The organism is Sphingobacterium mizutaii, from assembly GCF_900187125.1.
Taxonomy (GTDB): Bacteria; Bacteroidota; Bacteroidia; order Sphingobacteriales; family Sphingobacteriaceae; genus Sphingobacterium; species Sphingobacterium mizutaii.
On sequence record NZ_LT906468.1, the window covers coordinates 3,118,853 to 3,132,833 of the forward strand.

The following is a 13,981-nucleotide window of genomic DNA, read 5'->3' on the forward strand; positions in this document are numbered from 1 at the left end:
TACTATTTCCTAAATATAATTTCGTACTACAAAAATATGTTTTTTTACAAGGATTTAACAATTTATTATAAATTGTTAAACCCTCAGATTCGAACTTTTTATTATTCGAATTCCGCTTGTAAAATACGTACGATCTCGCGAATGGTATCTTCTTCTAAATCTGTACGTCTTACAAGTTCTTCTTCGGACAGTGCCAATACAGATCTAGCTGTATCTAAACCAACGCGTTTAAACTCGTCGATAATCCATCCGTCAATTTCATCTGCAAATTCTTCGATGTCCACATCCTCCTCTTCTTCTCCGCTCTCACGGTATACATCGATTTCATAACCAGTTAATTTACCAGCTAATTTAATATTGTGTCCTCCACGGCCAATTGCCAATGAAACCTGATCTGGTTTCAAGTAAACCGCCGCAGTTTTGTTTTCTTCATCAATCTTGATTGAAGTAATACGTGCAGGACTTAATGCACGCGTAATATACAGGGAGTGGTTGGTTGTAAAGTTGATTACGTCGATGTTCTCATTGCGCAACTCACGAACGATACCATGGATACGTGATCCTTTCATACCCACACAAGCACCAACTGGATCGATACGGTCATCATAAGACTCAACAGCTACCTTAGCACGTTCTCCTGGTTCACGAACGATCTTTTTAATTGTGATCAAACCATCAAAGATCTCAGGAACTTCAAGTTCGAATAATCTTTGCAAGAACTCTGAAGCGGTACGAGAGATAATAATCTTAGGATTATTGTTCATCATGTCCACTTTGTCAACAACCGCACGGATGCTATCACCTTTTTTGAAGTAATCCGCTGGGATTTGCTCACTTTTAGGTAGGATCAATTCATTTCCATCTTCATCTAATACCAAGATCTCTTTCTTCCAGATCTGATAAACCTCGCCAATAACCAACTCGCCTTCACGGTCTTTGTATTTCTTGAAGACTTCATCTTTCTCAAGCTCAAGGATTTTAGAAACCAATGTTTGGCGAGCCGCTAAAATTGCACGTCTACCAAAGCTTTCTAAAGTAATTTGCTCAATGTAATCATCCCCAACTTCTAAATCTGGATCATATTTGTGCGCTTCTTCCAATTCGATCTCCAAATCATCATCTTCAGAGAAACCATCTTCCATAACTACACGCGTACGCCAGATCTCCAAGTCACCGTTATCTGGGTTGACAATAACGTCTACATTCTCGTCAGTTCCAAAACGCTTACGGATCATACTGCGGAACACCTCCTCCAAAACGGTAATTACGGTTGGACGGTCGATGTTCTTAAAGTCTTTAAACTCTTGAAACGAGTCAATCAAGTTTATATTAGTACTCATTCTTATTTAAATGAAATTAACACCTTTGTTTCCTTTATTTTTTCTAAGGGAATTTCAGCTTGTTGTAACACGGCTTTCTTTCCTTTTTCTTTTACTTTCTCTTCTATGCTGATCGACCCATCGTTGATTGCCAGTAGCTGTCCTTCTCGTTTTGTTCCATCCTGCATCTTCACCTGAACATCTCTACCGATATTCTTCTCGTACTGTCTATTCAATAACAAAGGGGAATCAATACCTGGAGAGGAAACCTCCAAACGATAGGCCTTATCAATCACGTTCTCTTCTTCTAAATGGAAACCAACATGGCGACTCACTTGAACACAATCTTCAATTGCAATCCCATTATCACCATCTAAAAGAATCTCTAAAACGCCATTCTTTAAAAACCGAACACTGACAATAAATAGATCCGGTCTGTCGGCAATTTTTTCTTCTACTAACTCGATTACTCGATTTTCAACCTGCATATTTTAAAAAATGAATTAAAAAAGGGGGCATACCATGCCCCCTTCCTTTCAGATAGTACAAAGGTACAAAATGATTTTCTTATTTACAAACCATGAATTTGATGTTAATTTTTATCGACTACAGAATTGATGGTTTTCTGCATTTGCGCCATCATAGAGGACAATGCTTCCAGTGTTGGTTCTGGATTTGGTTCAGGCAGCTCCGTACTCACAAAAGCCTTTGCCTTCCAGACTTCTAAGATTTCGTTAGCTGAAACCCAATACGGTTCATAGGTTTTATTGTCTGACACCAACTTCAGCCCTTTATCTTCTTTAAATTTTTGACCGATCCTTTTATAGACAATCCCTTCATCTGAAGACACGACCACATAGGTCTGTCCAGGTTTGATATCATGCCAATTCTCTACATACTCCGCTATAATCAAAGATCCAGACGCTAAAGGCAACATCGAGTCCCCCTTGATTTCAAAGGCTCTGTAGGTCCCTTGGTTGAACATAGGTAAGGAAAATTTTGGCAACTCACTTACATATTCAGGATCCGCATAGCCATTCAAATAACCCGCACTTGCCTTTACTGGGACCAATTCGATATTCTCCCTATCATTGGAGTCAACAGTTACACTCAGTACCCTTAGATTAGAGGCATTGCTTTTTGGAGTTGGCTTCCATTTATCATCAATTACATCATTGGCCAATTCATCCATACTCAACTCATAGAACTCTGCTATCTTATTTAGCAATTCATACTTAGGCTCCGCCCTATCTTCTTCATAAGCGCCCACTGAAGCACGCTTAATTTCCATTAAATCAGCAAACTGCTGCTGTGTTAATCCTTTTTTCTTGCGAAGATATTTAAGATTTGATGAAATATTAGCCATAGATTTTTTATTTATTTTTTTTGAAATACTAAATTTATTAGTATTATTGTACCAATAAAATTAGCAAAACGATTGCAAATTACCAAATAATTTAGCTAAAGCAAGAATAAAATGAATAAATACTATACTTATATCGCTACAGATTCTAATCGCAAGTTCTTACAGGCAGGATTTTGCCAAGATTTAAATTCAGTATACCAAGATATGCAGAGCAGCCAAGAGCCTACGCTATTTTCATTTGCCATGTTAAACCGAATCGTCTTAGTTGAAACACACAATAGCTTGTATGAAGCCGACAGAAGGTTAAAGGAATTGAACGCAATGGGTAGAATCGTAAAGGAAAGATTGATCCGCAAGACCAATCCAAATTGGCTTAGCCTATGTCCTAACCTATCAAAATTCAGGACAAACAAAAAAGCCGTTGTTTATGCATAAGCTATAAACAACGGCCTTAACAACCTTTCCCTACACTAATCTCAATATCTCTCGCACTTTTCTAGATAGTTAGACTACCATCCCGGAGCAAAGTTTAATCCAAAGGTTCCAAATTTCTCCCTAGTTGGATTATTGAGTTGTATAGCATAATAAGGCTCTAATATCATCGCCCCAAACAAATTGACACGTAGCGAAACACCTGCACTGAACACAGGCATGGTCACCCTTGGATCATAACTGCTATAGTTCTGTCCATTGACCGATTCATTTACGATATCACTATCGGTTTTCTTCCACTTCACGATACTGTTGTTACTCCAAGCCAAACCTCCATCAATAAAGAAGTTCAGATCCGAAAACAATAATCCCGAAGGAATAACCGCCAGTTTCTCCGGTCCTGTAAATGGCAGCCTTACTTCAAAGTTTCCAACAACCATTTTAGATCCTGACAAATCATTGTAACCAATCATACTATTAGGACCAAATGAATTGGACTCAAATCCACGCACCATATACGGGTATCCTATATAAATATTGTAAAGCCTATCAGCATCAGTTCCCATACGCATGTATGAGTAAACCCTGGCTGCGATAGTAACTGGTTTGATTCTTTGATACTTTCTCAAATCCACGTTCAAAGCAGTGAAGCTATAGGTACCGAAATATTGCTCTGCTCCTAACCTATATCTGAAACCTTGTAGAGGAGCTGCAATACCAAAGACAGCATTATCACCTACAAAACCTGCATTCACTTGCATCAAGTTAAAAGGATCCAAATTGGACACGCCTAATGCTTTGGCGGCCTCATCGTTAGGAACCCGCTCCCGGTTTCCATAATAGTTATAATAACTTTGGGTAAAGCGGTCAACACGGTAGGAGTTATAAGAAACGGCACCACCTGTCTCAAAGCGATGGTGTCTATTGAACGGATAAGCCACAAATGCATCAGCCTGGCTTTGGAAAGACCTCACCAAATACTGGTCGATTACCGGCTCAACACCATTACCTAAATCCCTTTGATCAAAATTATAGAACCCAAAACGGTATGGAATATGCGATAATGACCCACCCCAGTTCCAACGGCTTCTTTGGTTGATATAAGCCACCTGACCACCGAAATCATAGATTTCACCATTGATATTCAAGGCAGCAAAGATTTGGTTATAACCCAGAATGTCGGAAAACATCCCTTGTATACCAGAGTTTATACCGGCTCCATACCTCGAACCCACCGACATCCCTACTCCACTGTTTGCCAAATAATCCAATTTGAATTTTGGTTTATAGGGAATATTTTGGATCTGCGAATCAGAAATCCTTCCGTAGGCATTGAAGTTATAGAGGTTGGTATTCACCACATCTACCCCACGGCTTTGAACTGGCGGCAACATAGCTGCCTCTAAGTTCACGACTCCTGGATCCACTGATTTTGTTTCAAACTCAGAACTCTTAGCCTTATAGATCGAAAAGGAATTATTCTTGAAATAAGAATAGATAATATCATCATTAGCTGAGACGCTCATCGCCGGAGAATATTCCGTAATACCACTGATCCCAGTAAAGAAATCAGTCATTCTCTCTACATGGCCACCATCGATGACTATACGGTACATATTTCTAAATCCATCACTATTGGACAGGAAATAGATTTCTTTACCTGATGAAGAGAAGTGAGGATTCAGGTTATTCGCTCCTGGGAACACAGGAATATTTTTTATTTCTTTGGTATTGACATCAACAACCGCTAATCCCATAGGGATATCAACTGATCTGCTGGCTGACTCCAAAGACATCCTATCTGTACTGAACACGATATACTTACCATCCCTTGAAAAACTTGGTTGGAAATCAGAATATTTATCATCAGTTAACTGCTGTAAGTCCTTTGACTCCAAGTCATAGGTATAAATATCACTTCTTCCGTTCTTTAGACCGGAGAATGCCACCAAGCTTCCGTTTGGCGCCCAGGTGATATTAGTAAACTCCGTGATATCACCCATTGCTTGGACCGTCAAGGTCTTACCTGTTCCGATATCTACGATCATCAGCTTATTTTTCCCTTCACTGAAAACTGAAAAAGCGAACTTCTTGCTGTCAGGAGAAAAAGTACCGGCAGACTCTATGAAACTAAATTCATCAATATCTTTATTGGTGAGTCGACTCCCGAGTTTTCTAACAATATTTCCGGTTTCGGCATCCGCCAGAAACAGGTCAATACTGAACATATCCATCTCGGACAAGAAAACCACATATTTACCATCAGGAGAAATAGCCGGCGACACATTCATCCGACCTGCATTTTTAGTAGAAAGCAATAATTTACCAATTGGATTCGAGGTCGTATCCTTACCTATATTTCTATAGGAGTTCTCCATACTGTTCTTCCACAAGGTTGACATGGTCTGTGCATCATATCCAAAGACACGTTTTATCGCATTCTCATATCCATACTTCGCGGTTTCTATAAACAAAGGCATGATTACGGTATCCCCATAAGTTGAACCTAAATACGACCAAAATGCCTGTCCATAGCGATACGGGAAATACTTGCTCGACTGCTCGGTCATCTGCCTCAAACTCGGAAGGTCATTCCTAGCATAAGAATCCCGCATCCACATGGAGGTAAAGGCATCTTTTTTTCCGATGGAAAAATATTCCGCCATACCCTCAACCATCCATAACGGAAGGTTTGCAATGTTTTCCAACCTGGTAGAATCCCCTCCTTCTATCAGCACCCTATATTGAAAGGCATGGACCAGCTCGTGACCCAAAACATGTCTAGTTTGCTGATTGATCTGCATGATCGGCATCACGACACGCTGTTTAAAAGCTTCTGTAACACCGCCTGTTCCGACACTGATCTCACCGGAAATAGCAGTGGTCTGCTGGAATTCAGGATGGTTGTTATAAAGGATAATTGGGTTTTTTCTCGAAAAGGTATCTTGGAATACCTGTTGATGCAATTCATACCACACTTCAGATTCCTTCGCAAGCCAATTCATCATGGAATCATTTTGCAAATAATAATAAATATTGAAATGTGGGGTATCATAAACCTTGAAATCAAGCTTCTTATACCTCATCTTATTCTGCCCAAAATATTGAGCATTGGCTTCCCCTGGCATCAATGCCATAAATACAGCCAAAACAAGATTAATGCATAATATTCTCGCAAATAGCATGTGGTTAATTTTCATAACTGATTATTAGTCAATAAAAATAATAAAATCAATTCACTTCAATAGATTAATTCGTCTCCTCTTGTTGCTCTTCATTATTATTTTGATTCAATAAATCAGGAAGAACAATGTTAGGAATTTCAGCATCAGGGTTCAGACCCTCTGTACTGCTACTATCTTGACGGACACGCACTCGTGGTCCCGGACAGTTATATTTCTTGGTAATTTCAACAGTTGGTTCCGGAAATTTCCCGAAGGTCACCCCCAATTCGGGATGCTTGTAAAGCTCTTCCATAAATAATGCATAGATCGGCAAAGCTGTTTTAGATCCTTCCCCAGTCGCGGAACTCTTAAAGTGGATACTTTGTTCATCACAACCTACCCAAACGCCAGCTACCAAATCTTTTGTCACTCCCATATACCAACCATCAACATAATCCGAAGAGGTTCCAGTCTTCCCACCGATTTGGTTCTCATCCTGAAAAAGATCCCATTCCCACAATGCCTGCGAAGTACCTCCCGATTCCTCGATGGTCCCTCTAAGCATATAACCCATCAACCAAGCATTTTCAGCAGTAATCGCTTCTTTAGTACTGGTTTTGAATTCAGCCAATACCTTTCCGTCTTTATCTTCAATTCTTGAAACAAGTACTGGCTCGGTGCGCTTTCCTTCATTCATGAAAGTGCTATAGCCCCTTACCATTTCAAAAACAGAAACATCATTTGAACCTAAACCAACCGATGGTACAGACTCTAATTTACTATCAATACCACATTTGTGGGCCATCTCAACGACTTTGTCCCATCCAACCTTTTCCGTAATCTGAGCCGTAACTGTATTTAAAGAACGAGCCATTGCGTGTCTTAGCGACAAGTCACTATGAGAAAATGACCAATCAGCATTTTTTGGCTCCCATATTTCATGCTCTCCCTTATTATTTATGAATTCGATTTTCACGGGCTTATCCGTGAATTTATCGCAAGGCGCTAGGCCTGATTCCAAAGCTGCTGCATAAGCAAATGGTTTGAAGGTCGAACCTGCCTGTCTTTTCGCTTGGTTTACATGGTCAAATTTGTAGTAGTTATGATTTATACCACCGACCCAGACTTTAATATTTCCGTTATAAGGATCCATGACCATCATACCGGTATTCAACATGGTCAAGTAATGCTTTAAGGAGTCCATGGTCGAATAATCCACCTTCTCCATCCCATCCCAGGTAAAGACCTCCATTGATTTTTTCTTGTTCAATTCCTCAAAGACCTTGGCCTCATCATTGTACTTTTTCATCAATGAAGCATAGATAGGAAGCTTTTTCGCATGATCTTCCAAGAAATTAGGAATAACATTCCCTTCCTTATCTCTCCATGGCAACTCATTCCCCCACACATTATCCAAACGCTGTTGCAATTCTTTCATCTTCGTTGCCACAACTGTTTCAGCTATCTTCTGCATCCTGGAATCAATGGTGGTATAAATCTTCAGACCACTGGTATAGATATCGATCTCATTCTCTTCGCCCCAATCCTCTAACCATTTTTCAACGGCTGTTCTTAGGTATGAATCGTTTGAATTACGTACTTCTTGATTGTTCAGGTTCAAGCCTAATGAATCTTTACTTAAATTAGCCACCTCATCCTTCTTCAAATAGCCTTCTTTTTCCATTTGGTTCAGAACAACATTTCGGCGTTGCAAAGCATTTTTAGGATTTCGGATTGGATTATAATAGGTAGTCCCCTTCAACATTCCCACCAAAACGGCAGCTTCATTTACAGAGACTTCACTTGGCAGCTTATCAAAATAGCGAACCGATGCTGATTTAATTCCGTAGGCATTATTGCTAAATGAAACGGTATTCAGATACATCGTCAAGATTTCTTCCTTACTGTATTTGCTCTCCAATTTGAAGGCGGTCATCCATTCCTTGTACTTTGTTACCAACAAACCAATTCCTGGGATTTTACCAAGCAAACCTTGAGCATCTTTATAACGAGTTCTATATAAATTCTTGGCAAGCTGTTGGGTAATTGTACTTGCACCACGATCAGAACCACTTAAGGTTGAAAAAACACCTCCAAACAAACCAATAAAATCCACCCCATGATGTTTTCTAAAACGAACATCTTCAGTAGCGATTAAGGCATTAACGATATTAGGAGAAATACTATCATAAGGAACTGGATCACGGTCTTGCTTATAATAACGACCAATTAAAACAGAGTCCGCTGTAAATAACTCTGAAGAAACATTTAATTCAGGCAACAATATTTCTTTTTTGGTAGGCGATGATCCGAACAAGCCTAGGAAGTTAATTTGTACCGCGCAAGTAAATAAGATAATAAAGTAAATAACAATCAGTGCGATACGCAAAAATTTGTTCCGGACTCGTTTAAACATACGGTAAATATGAACAAAACTTTGGAAAAAATCATATCAATTTGCCCAAAAATGAAGCTTGAAATGAAAATTAACGAATTTTAACAAATGAGTTTTTTGGTTTTTAACTAGGCTGTTTTTCCGATACTTATAATAGCAAAAACTGTACCTAAACTATCTTTTGTTTACAACATCTTTACCTTATTAAATATAATTCCCTATTTTTACGTGATTTATTATTCGGGGACATGTTAAAGCAAACACTACAACAAAAATTATTACAGAAACTTTCACCGCAACAAATTCAATTCATAAAATTGCTTCAGGTACCTACTGTATCATTGGATGCCCGTATCAAAGAAGAACTTGAAGAGAATCCTGCACTGGAAGATGGTAGTTTGACCAACATGAACGACCCTGTCGAAGAATACCCAGACAAAGACCCTGATGACGACTTCAACATGGAAGACAATAGCTACGATGATGAATTCAGCGTAGACGAGTACATCCAAGAAGACGATTATAAGGATTATGGTGGTGGTTATGACCATGACGATGAAGATGGTAAAAAAGAAATCCCCATCGCTGTTCAAGACTCCTTCTTCGAAAACCTCCAAAATCAACTGGATTTATTAGCACTTTCTGACAAAGACTATGTTCTAGGCCAACAAATCATCGGCTCTTTAGATGATGATGGCTATTTAAGAAGACCTATCCTCTCCTTGATTGATGATTTAGCCTTTTCGCAAAATGTCATTGTAGAAGAAGATGAGGTTGAAGAGATGCTAAAGATTGTCCAAAGCTTTGACCCTCCGGGGATTGGCGCTAGAAATCTTCAGGAATGCTTGACCATCCAACTTCGTAAAAAAGACCAGAGCAATCCTATTATCCAACAGGCTTTGTTAGTCGTTGAAAATTATCTGGACGAGTTCACCAAGAAACATTACGATAAAATCGAAAAGCAATTAGGAGTTAATTCCGAAGAGCTTAGGGAAATTGTAAATGAAATATTAAAGCTGAATCCAAAACCAGGTGATTCAGGTGCTGTCGCAGGTAAACAACTGCAGATTATCCCAGATTTCCATATTTCAAACAACGATGGCGTGCTGCACCTGACCTTAAACGGCAGAAACGCTCCTGAGCTTCGTGTATCCCGCTCCTATCAAGAAATGTTTGAACACTATGAAAAGGCCGAAAAGAACGACAAGAAGATGCGTGAAGCGGTTCAATTTGTTAAACAGAAGCTGGATTCCGCCAAATGGTTTATCGATGCCATCAAACAAAGACAGCAAACCCTATTGAAAACCATGAATGCCATCATGGAATATCAATACGACTATTTCCTAACTGGTGATGACAGGATGTTGAAACCGATGATCTTAAAGGATATTGCCGATAAGATCGAAATGGACATTTCAACAGTCTCCCGTGTTGCCAACTCCAAATATGTTCAGACCGAATTCGGTACATTTTTACTAAAATCTTTCTTCTCTGAAGCTATCCAAACAGAATCAGGCGAAGAAGTCTCTAACAAAGAGGTCAAGAAAATTTTGGAAGAATGTATTGCTAACGAGGATAAGAGAAAACCGCTAGCCGATGAAAAACTAACCGAGATCCTCAAAGAAAAAGGTTATTCCATCGCGCGTAGAACAGTAGCTAAATATCGTGAGGCGATGAACATCCCTGTTGCTCGATTGAGAAAAGAATTATAATTTTTTTTATTAGATACTTGCATTTTAAAATATAATCTACTAAGTTTGTAGAGTATTCAGAATTGCAGATGCAATACCAACCGAGTGACAGACACCGCGGTGGTAAATCGATACGGGCGACAAGCCAAAATAAACGAAAATTGCAAGGTCTTTTAAGACTCCTCTGAATGCAATTATGGTTAAACCCTTTAAACATTAATTGTATGTCGAACACAACAAAACCCTTACATCAGCATTTAGTGGAGAAATTCCACCACTATTCCACCAACGAATTAGTCGTATTAAACAATGATTTGGTAAAATCCAATTGGGGAGCCAACAAAACTGCTTTCAGGACGGCTTTGATATCCGCATTATCCAATCGTGGTATCGACCTTTCAGCCATCATCAGTACAGAAGACGGCTTCACCCAAATCCAAAGCGTCCCAGTAAAATTATCTGAAAATAAATTAATTCCGATTTGCTGAAAATAGATTTGAGATATGAGATGTGAGATAGTAAGGTTATTAACCTAGCACTCATATCTCACATCTCAATACTAATAAATGATATAGCAAAGTTAATATCTCAATACTCATATCTCACATCTCAATACTAATTCATATCTCAAATCTCAATTCTCCCTAATACCTGCTAATTGCATATAATGCAAAGGTTCCTAGCCAATGGCTTCCCATGTAATCATCTTCAGCGCTTAGATTAGGGATAGAAAAATCGAAATGCGCTATGCTATTGCTTTTTAAGTGGCTTAGACTTGGATCTATTTTGCTGATCCCTACTAAGCATGCGGCTCGGCTATAATTGAGGCCATCCAAATGAACCAATTTGCCATCGCTCCTATCTTTTACAATAGCAGGCTTTAGTTCAAAGGATTGTTCAAACAAAGCTGGCATAAATCCTTTCAACCACGTTACATATTCATCCTTAGGCATCAATTTACTCATCAAATAGGCCTCCTCTAAGCAAGGAGAAAGAAAATCATAACCACTTGGCTCATACGCAGGATCACAGTTCTTATCATTCTTGAACAAACGCATCGCGTTTTCTTGGATTGACTTTTTAAAAGCTTCATCCCCTACTGCATTAGCGTAATCCAAAGAAAGTGATAAACTAAAAGCAGAATTATCATGTTGTCCAGCACGAATGGGATAAACCAATTTTGGAAGATATTCTATATAGCGTTGTACCAATAGATCCACCAAAGGCTGTAAAGCTACTTTCCATTTTTTGCCATCTTCATCATTCCATCCTGCCAATTCCTCCTGCAACTTAAACAGCCAAGCCCAACCGTAAGTCCTTTCGAAACTTAAATTGTTCTTATCATTGAAAAAGGCTATTTCTGATTGCACATTTTCAGGCGTGATATGGGCATTTAGGACTTGCCTCATTTTTCCATCTTTATCCAGTTCAGGAAAAGTCTTCAGCAATTTAATTACGGACCAATACCCATGTACAGAAGAATGCCAATCAAAACAGCCATAAAAAACTGGTCTAAGGGCTTTTGGCGACTTAAGATCAGAGTCAGACCCCAATACTTGCCCTAATTTATTAGGATATTCCACTTCAATACAATGGGTTGGCATAGCATAAATTTGCTGCGCTAATTCGAAAGACAATTTCACATCTTCCAATGGCACTTCATCTTGCTTTTTGGGTACATTATTACATGCTTGGAACAAAAGAACTACAAGCAAAAAGATGTTTGAACATATTATTTTCATACTAGTAAAATTGGCAATATATTTGAGTTATAAAAATAACATTTATAAACAATAACAATCTACAATATGAACATTAGTGACTTAATTTCAGGAAGCATTGGTTCACAGGCTACTGAAGGAATATCAGAAAAATTAGGACTTGATAAAAACCAAACCCAATGGGTGGTTTCAGCAGCTATCCCATTGATGATGTCTGCCTTGAATTATAATGCCCAAAAAAGCCCAGAACAGGCTCAAGGCATTCAAAATGCATTGGATAAACACTCTGGTGGAATCTTCGATAACTTAGCCGGCTTATTTAATCAAGGACCTTCAGAGGATGAAGACAAAATTGTAAACCACATCTTTGGTAGAAATACCGAAACGGTAAAACAGTCCCTTTCTGAAAAATCTGGTATTAGTATGGGTAAAATTGGGGGTATTTTAGCCCTATTGGCACCATTGGTAATGGGTTATTTAGGCAAAAAGAAACAAGCTGACGCTGGAACAGGCGGCGGAGGAATTGGCGACCTATTAGGAAGTATCTTAGGAGGAGGCTCTTCTAATGCTTCTGGAGGTGGAATCGGTGACTTGATCGGAAGCGTATTAGGTGGAGGCGGCTCAAGCCCTGCTAGCTCTTCTCAACCTAATATAGCTGGTGGATTAGGCGATTTAGTAGGACAGTTCTTTGATCAAAAGAACGACAACAATGCTAAAGGCAATATCTTAGATAGCCTTGCTGGTATGTTTGGAAAATAATCGAATAAAATACAACCATAAAGGGATTGGTCAGGTTGATCAATCCTTTTTCTATTTTATTCCTTCCGATGTTGAAAACGATTATATTTACACATGCAATCTAAAATAAGTTTCAAAAACGATTATAGTGAGGGTGCTCACCCCAATATCTTAAATCTCCTTATCCTAACCAACCTCGATCAAGAAACAGGCTATGGAGAGGATAACCTAAGCATAAAAGCAAAATCTTTCATCAAAAGAAGCATCAATAATCCCGATGCTGAAATCTATTTTGTTTCTGGAGGAACCCAGGCGAATATGCTGGTCATCAGCCATCTCCTTAAACCTTATGAATCAGTTATTGCTGCTGATACTGGACATATCGAGGTGCATGAAACTGGAGCTATTGAAAACACAGGACATAAAATCAATTGTATTCCCAATCAGGATGGTAAAATAGCTGTTAAAGGAATCCAAGCTGCGCTAGATTACCATACCGACAACCACATGGTCAAACCGGCTATGGTTTATATCTCCCAATGCACTGAAATTGGAAGTATCTATAGTAAAGCTGAATTAGAGGAAATCTCCCAATTCTGCAAATCCAATAACTTGTTATTGTTTGTAGACGGCGCTAGGCTGGCTACAGCGTTGACCTCATCCCATGCCGACCTGAACATCGAAGAATTGGCTAATCTTGCCGATGTATTCTACATCGGTGCCACAAAAAATGCCGGCTTATTAGGTGAAGCCATTGTTTTCAAAAACAAGGAACTTGCTCAGGGTTTCGACTATTATATCAAACAAAAAGGGGCATTAATGGCAAAAGGTCGAATCTTAGGGGCTCAATTCTATGCCTTGTTCGAGGACAATCTATTTTTTGACCTAGGAAAACATGCCAATCAAATGGCGGCAAAATTGGCAGATGCTTTCCAATCCAAAGGCTATGAATTCTCTAGTAACCCGGTCAGCAACCAGATCTTCCCGATTCTCCCTTACCCTATTATCAAAGAACTCCATAAAAAATATGAATTCTATGTATGGCAGAAGTTAGATCATGATAAGGCAGTGGTACGCCTTGTGACATCTTGGGCTACCCCAGAGACAACAATTGATCAGTTTATCGCAGATCTTCCGAAAGCATTTTAGGTTAAA

General features: G+C 39.1%; 11 protein-coding genes and 1 riboswitch. Of the genes, 5 read left to right on the forward strand and 6 right to left on the reverse strand.

What is annotated here, in order from left to right:
• Positions 1-101: 101 nt before the first annotated feature.
• From nusA to CKW03_RS13555, 3 genes are all read right to left on the reverse strand, one after another.
• The gene (nusA, locus tag CKW03_RS13545) at positions 102-1,340 is read right to left on the reverse strand and encodes a transcription termination factor NusA (protein ID WP_093097898.1); all 1,239 of its coding nucleotides are present in this window, start codon (positions 1,338-1,340) and stop codon (positions 102-104) included.
• A 2-nt stretch (positions 1,341-1,342) separates the two neighbouring features.
• The gene (gene rimP / locus CKW03_RS13550; RefSeq protein ID WP_093097900.1) at positions 1,343-1,807 is read right to left on the reverse strand and encodes a ribosome assembly cofactor RimP; all 465 of its coding nucleotides are present in this window, start codon (positions 1,805-1,807) and stop codon (positions 1,343-1,345) included.
• Positions 1,808-1,911: 104 nt separating this feature from the next.
• The gene (locus CKW03_RS13555; RefSeq protein WP_093097901.1) at positions 1,912-2,685 is read right to left on the reverse strand and encodes an XRE family transcriptional regulator; all 774 of its coding nucleotides are present in this window, start codon (positions 2,683-2,685) and stop codon (positions 1,912-1,914) included.
• 111 nt (positions 2,686-2,796) lie between these two features.
• Between CKW03_RS13555 and CKW03_RS13560 the strand changes: the two genes are divergently transcribed.
• Positions 2,797-3,120 carry a GIY-YIG nuclease family protein gene (locus CKW03_RS13560; protein WP_093097903.1) on the forward strand — a complete coding sequence of 108 codons (324 nt, stop codon included), beginning with the start codon at positions 2,797-2,799 and terminating at the stop codon, positions 3,118-3,120.
• Positions 3,121-3,194: 74 nt separating this feature from the next.
• On the opposite strand, the gene CKW03_RS13565 is transcribed toward CKW03_RS13560, so the two are convergent.
• Together CKW03_RS13565 and CKW03_RS13570 are read right to left on the reverse strand one after the other, a co-directional pair.
• Positions 3,195-6,317 carry a DPP IV N-terminal domain-containing protein gene (locus CKW03_RS13565; protein WP_236736486.1) on the reverse strand — a complete coding sequence of 1,041 codons (3,123 nt, stop codon included), beginning with the start codon at positions 6,315-6,317 and terminating at the stop codon, positions 3,195-3,197.
• Between the two features lie 49 nt (positions 6,318-6,366).
• The gene (locus tag CKW03_RS13570) at positions 6,367-8,697 is read right to left on the reverse strand and encodes a transglycosylase domain-containing protein (protein WP_093097906.1); all 2,331 of its coding nucleotides are present in this window, start codon (positions 8,695-8,697) and stop codon (positions 6,367-6,369) included.
• A 227-nt stretch (positions 8,698-8,924) separates the two neighbouring features.
• On the opposite strand from CKW03_RS13570, the gene rpoN reads away from it, so the two are divergent.
• Positions 8,925-10,388: an RNA polymerase factor sigma-54 gene (gene rpoN, locus CKW03_RS13575; protein ID WP_093097908.1), complete on the forward strand. Its 1,464-nt coding sequence runs from the start codon at positions 8,925-8,927 to the stop codon at positions 10,386-10,388.
• A gap of 47 nt (positions 10,389-10,435) precedes the next feature.
• A riboswitch (SAM-I-IV-variant riboswitch) is annotated at positions 10,436-10,530 on the forward strand.
• 61 nt (positions 10,531-10,591) lie between these two features.
• Entirely contained in the window at positions 10,592-10,855 is a 264-nt protein-coding gene (locus tag CKW03_RS13580) for a hypothetical protein (RefSeq protein ID WP_093097909.1), read from the forward strand.
• 156 nt (positions 10,856-11,011) lie between these two features.
• Here CKW03_RS13580 and CKW03_RS13585 read toward each other — a convergent pair whose 3' ends face one another.
• Positions 11,012-12,109 (reverse strand): DUF2891 domain-containing protein, encoded by a 1,098-nt coding sequence (locus CKW03_RS13585; protein ID WP_093097911.1) that lies wholly within the window; start codon positions 12,107-12,109, stop codon positions 11,012-11,014.
• A 66-nt stretch (positions 12,110-12,175) separates the two neighbouring features.
• Here CKW03_RS13585 and CKW03_RS13590 point away from each other — a divergent pair, with 66 nt between their 5' ends.
• A complete protein-coding gene (locus CKW03_RS13590; RefSeq protein ID WP_093097912.1) occupies positions 12,176-12,847 on the forward strand; it encodes a DUF937 domain-containing protein in 672 nt (223 codons plus the stop codon).
• 93 nt (positions 12,848-12,940) lie between these two features.
• Positions 12,941-13,975, forward strand: a complete 1,035-nt coding sequence (locus CKW03_RS13595) for a threonine aldolase family protein (RefSeq protein ID WP_093097914.1) — start codon at positions 12,941-12,943, stop codon at positions 13,973-13,975.
• The last annotated feature ends 6 nt before the right edge of the window (positions 13,976-13,981 follow it).

Coding starts and splice junctions, on each gene's coding strand:
- CKW03_RS13595 (WP_093097914.1), top strand. CDS start 12,941: ATGCAATCTAAAATAAGTTTCAAAAACGATTATAGTGAGGGTGCTCAC.
- CKW03_RS13565 (WP_236736486.1), bottom strand. CDS start 6,317: ATGAAAATTAACCACATGCTATTTGCGAGAATATTATGCATTAATCTT.
- rimP (WP_093097900.1), bottom strand. CDS start 1,807: ATGCAGGTTGAAAATCGAGTAATCGAGTTAGTAGAAGAAAAAATTGCC.
- rpoN (WP_093097908.1), top strand. CDS start 8,925: ATGTTAAAGCAAACACTACAACAAAAATTATTACAGAAACTTTCACCG.
- CKW03_RS13585 (WP_093097911.1), bottom strand. CDS start 12,109: ATGAAAATAATATGTTCAAACATCTTTTTGCTTGTAGTTCTTTTGTTC.
- CKW03_RS13570 (WP_093097906.1), bottom strand. CDS start 8,697: ATGTTTAAACGAGTCCGGAACAAATTTTTGCGTATCGCACTGATTGTT.
- CKW03_RS13580 (WP_093097909.1), top strand. CDS start 10,592: ATGTCGAACACAACAAAACCCTTACATCAGCATTTAGTGGAGAAATTC.
- CKW03_RS13560 (WP_093097903.1), top strand. CDS start 2,797: ATGAATAAATACTATACTTATATCGCTACAGATTCTAATCGCAAGTTC.
- nusA (WP_093097898.1), bottom strand. CDS start 1,340: ATGAGTACTAATATAAACTTGATTGACTCGTTTCAAGAGTTTAAAGAC.
- CKW03_RS13555 (WP_093097901.1), bottom strand. CDS start 2,685: ATGGCTAATATTTCATCAAATCTTAAATATCTTCGCAAGAAAAAAGGA.
- CKW03_RS13590 (WP_093097912.1), top strand. CDS start 12,176: ATGAACATTAGTGACTTAATTTCAGGAAGCATTGGTTCACAGGCTACT.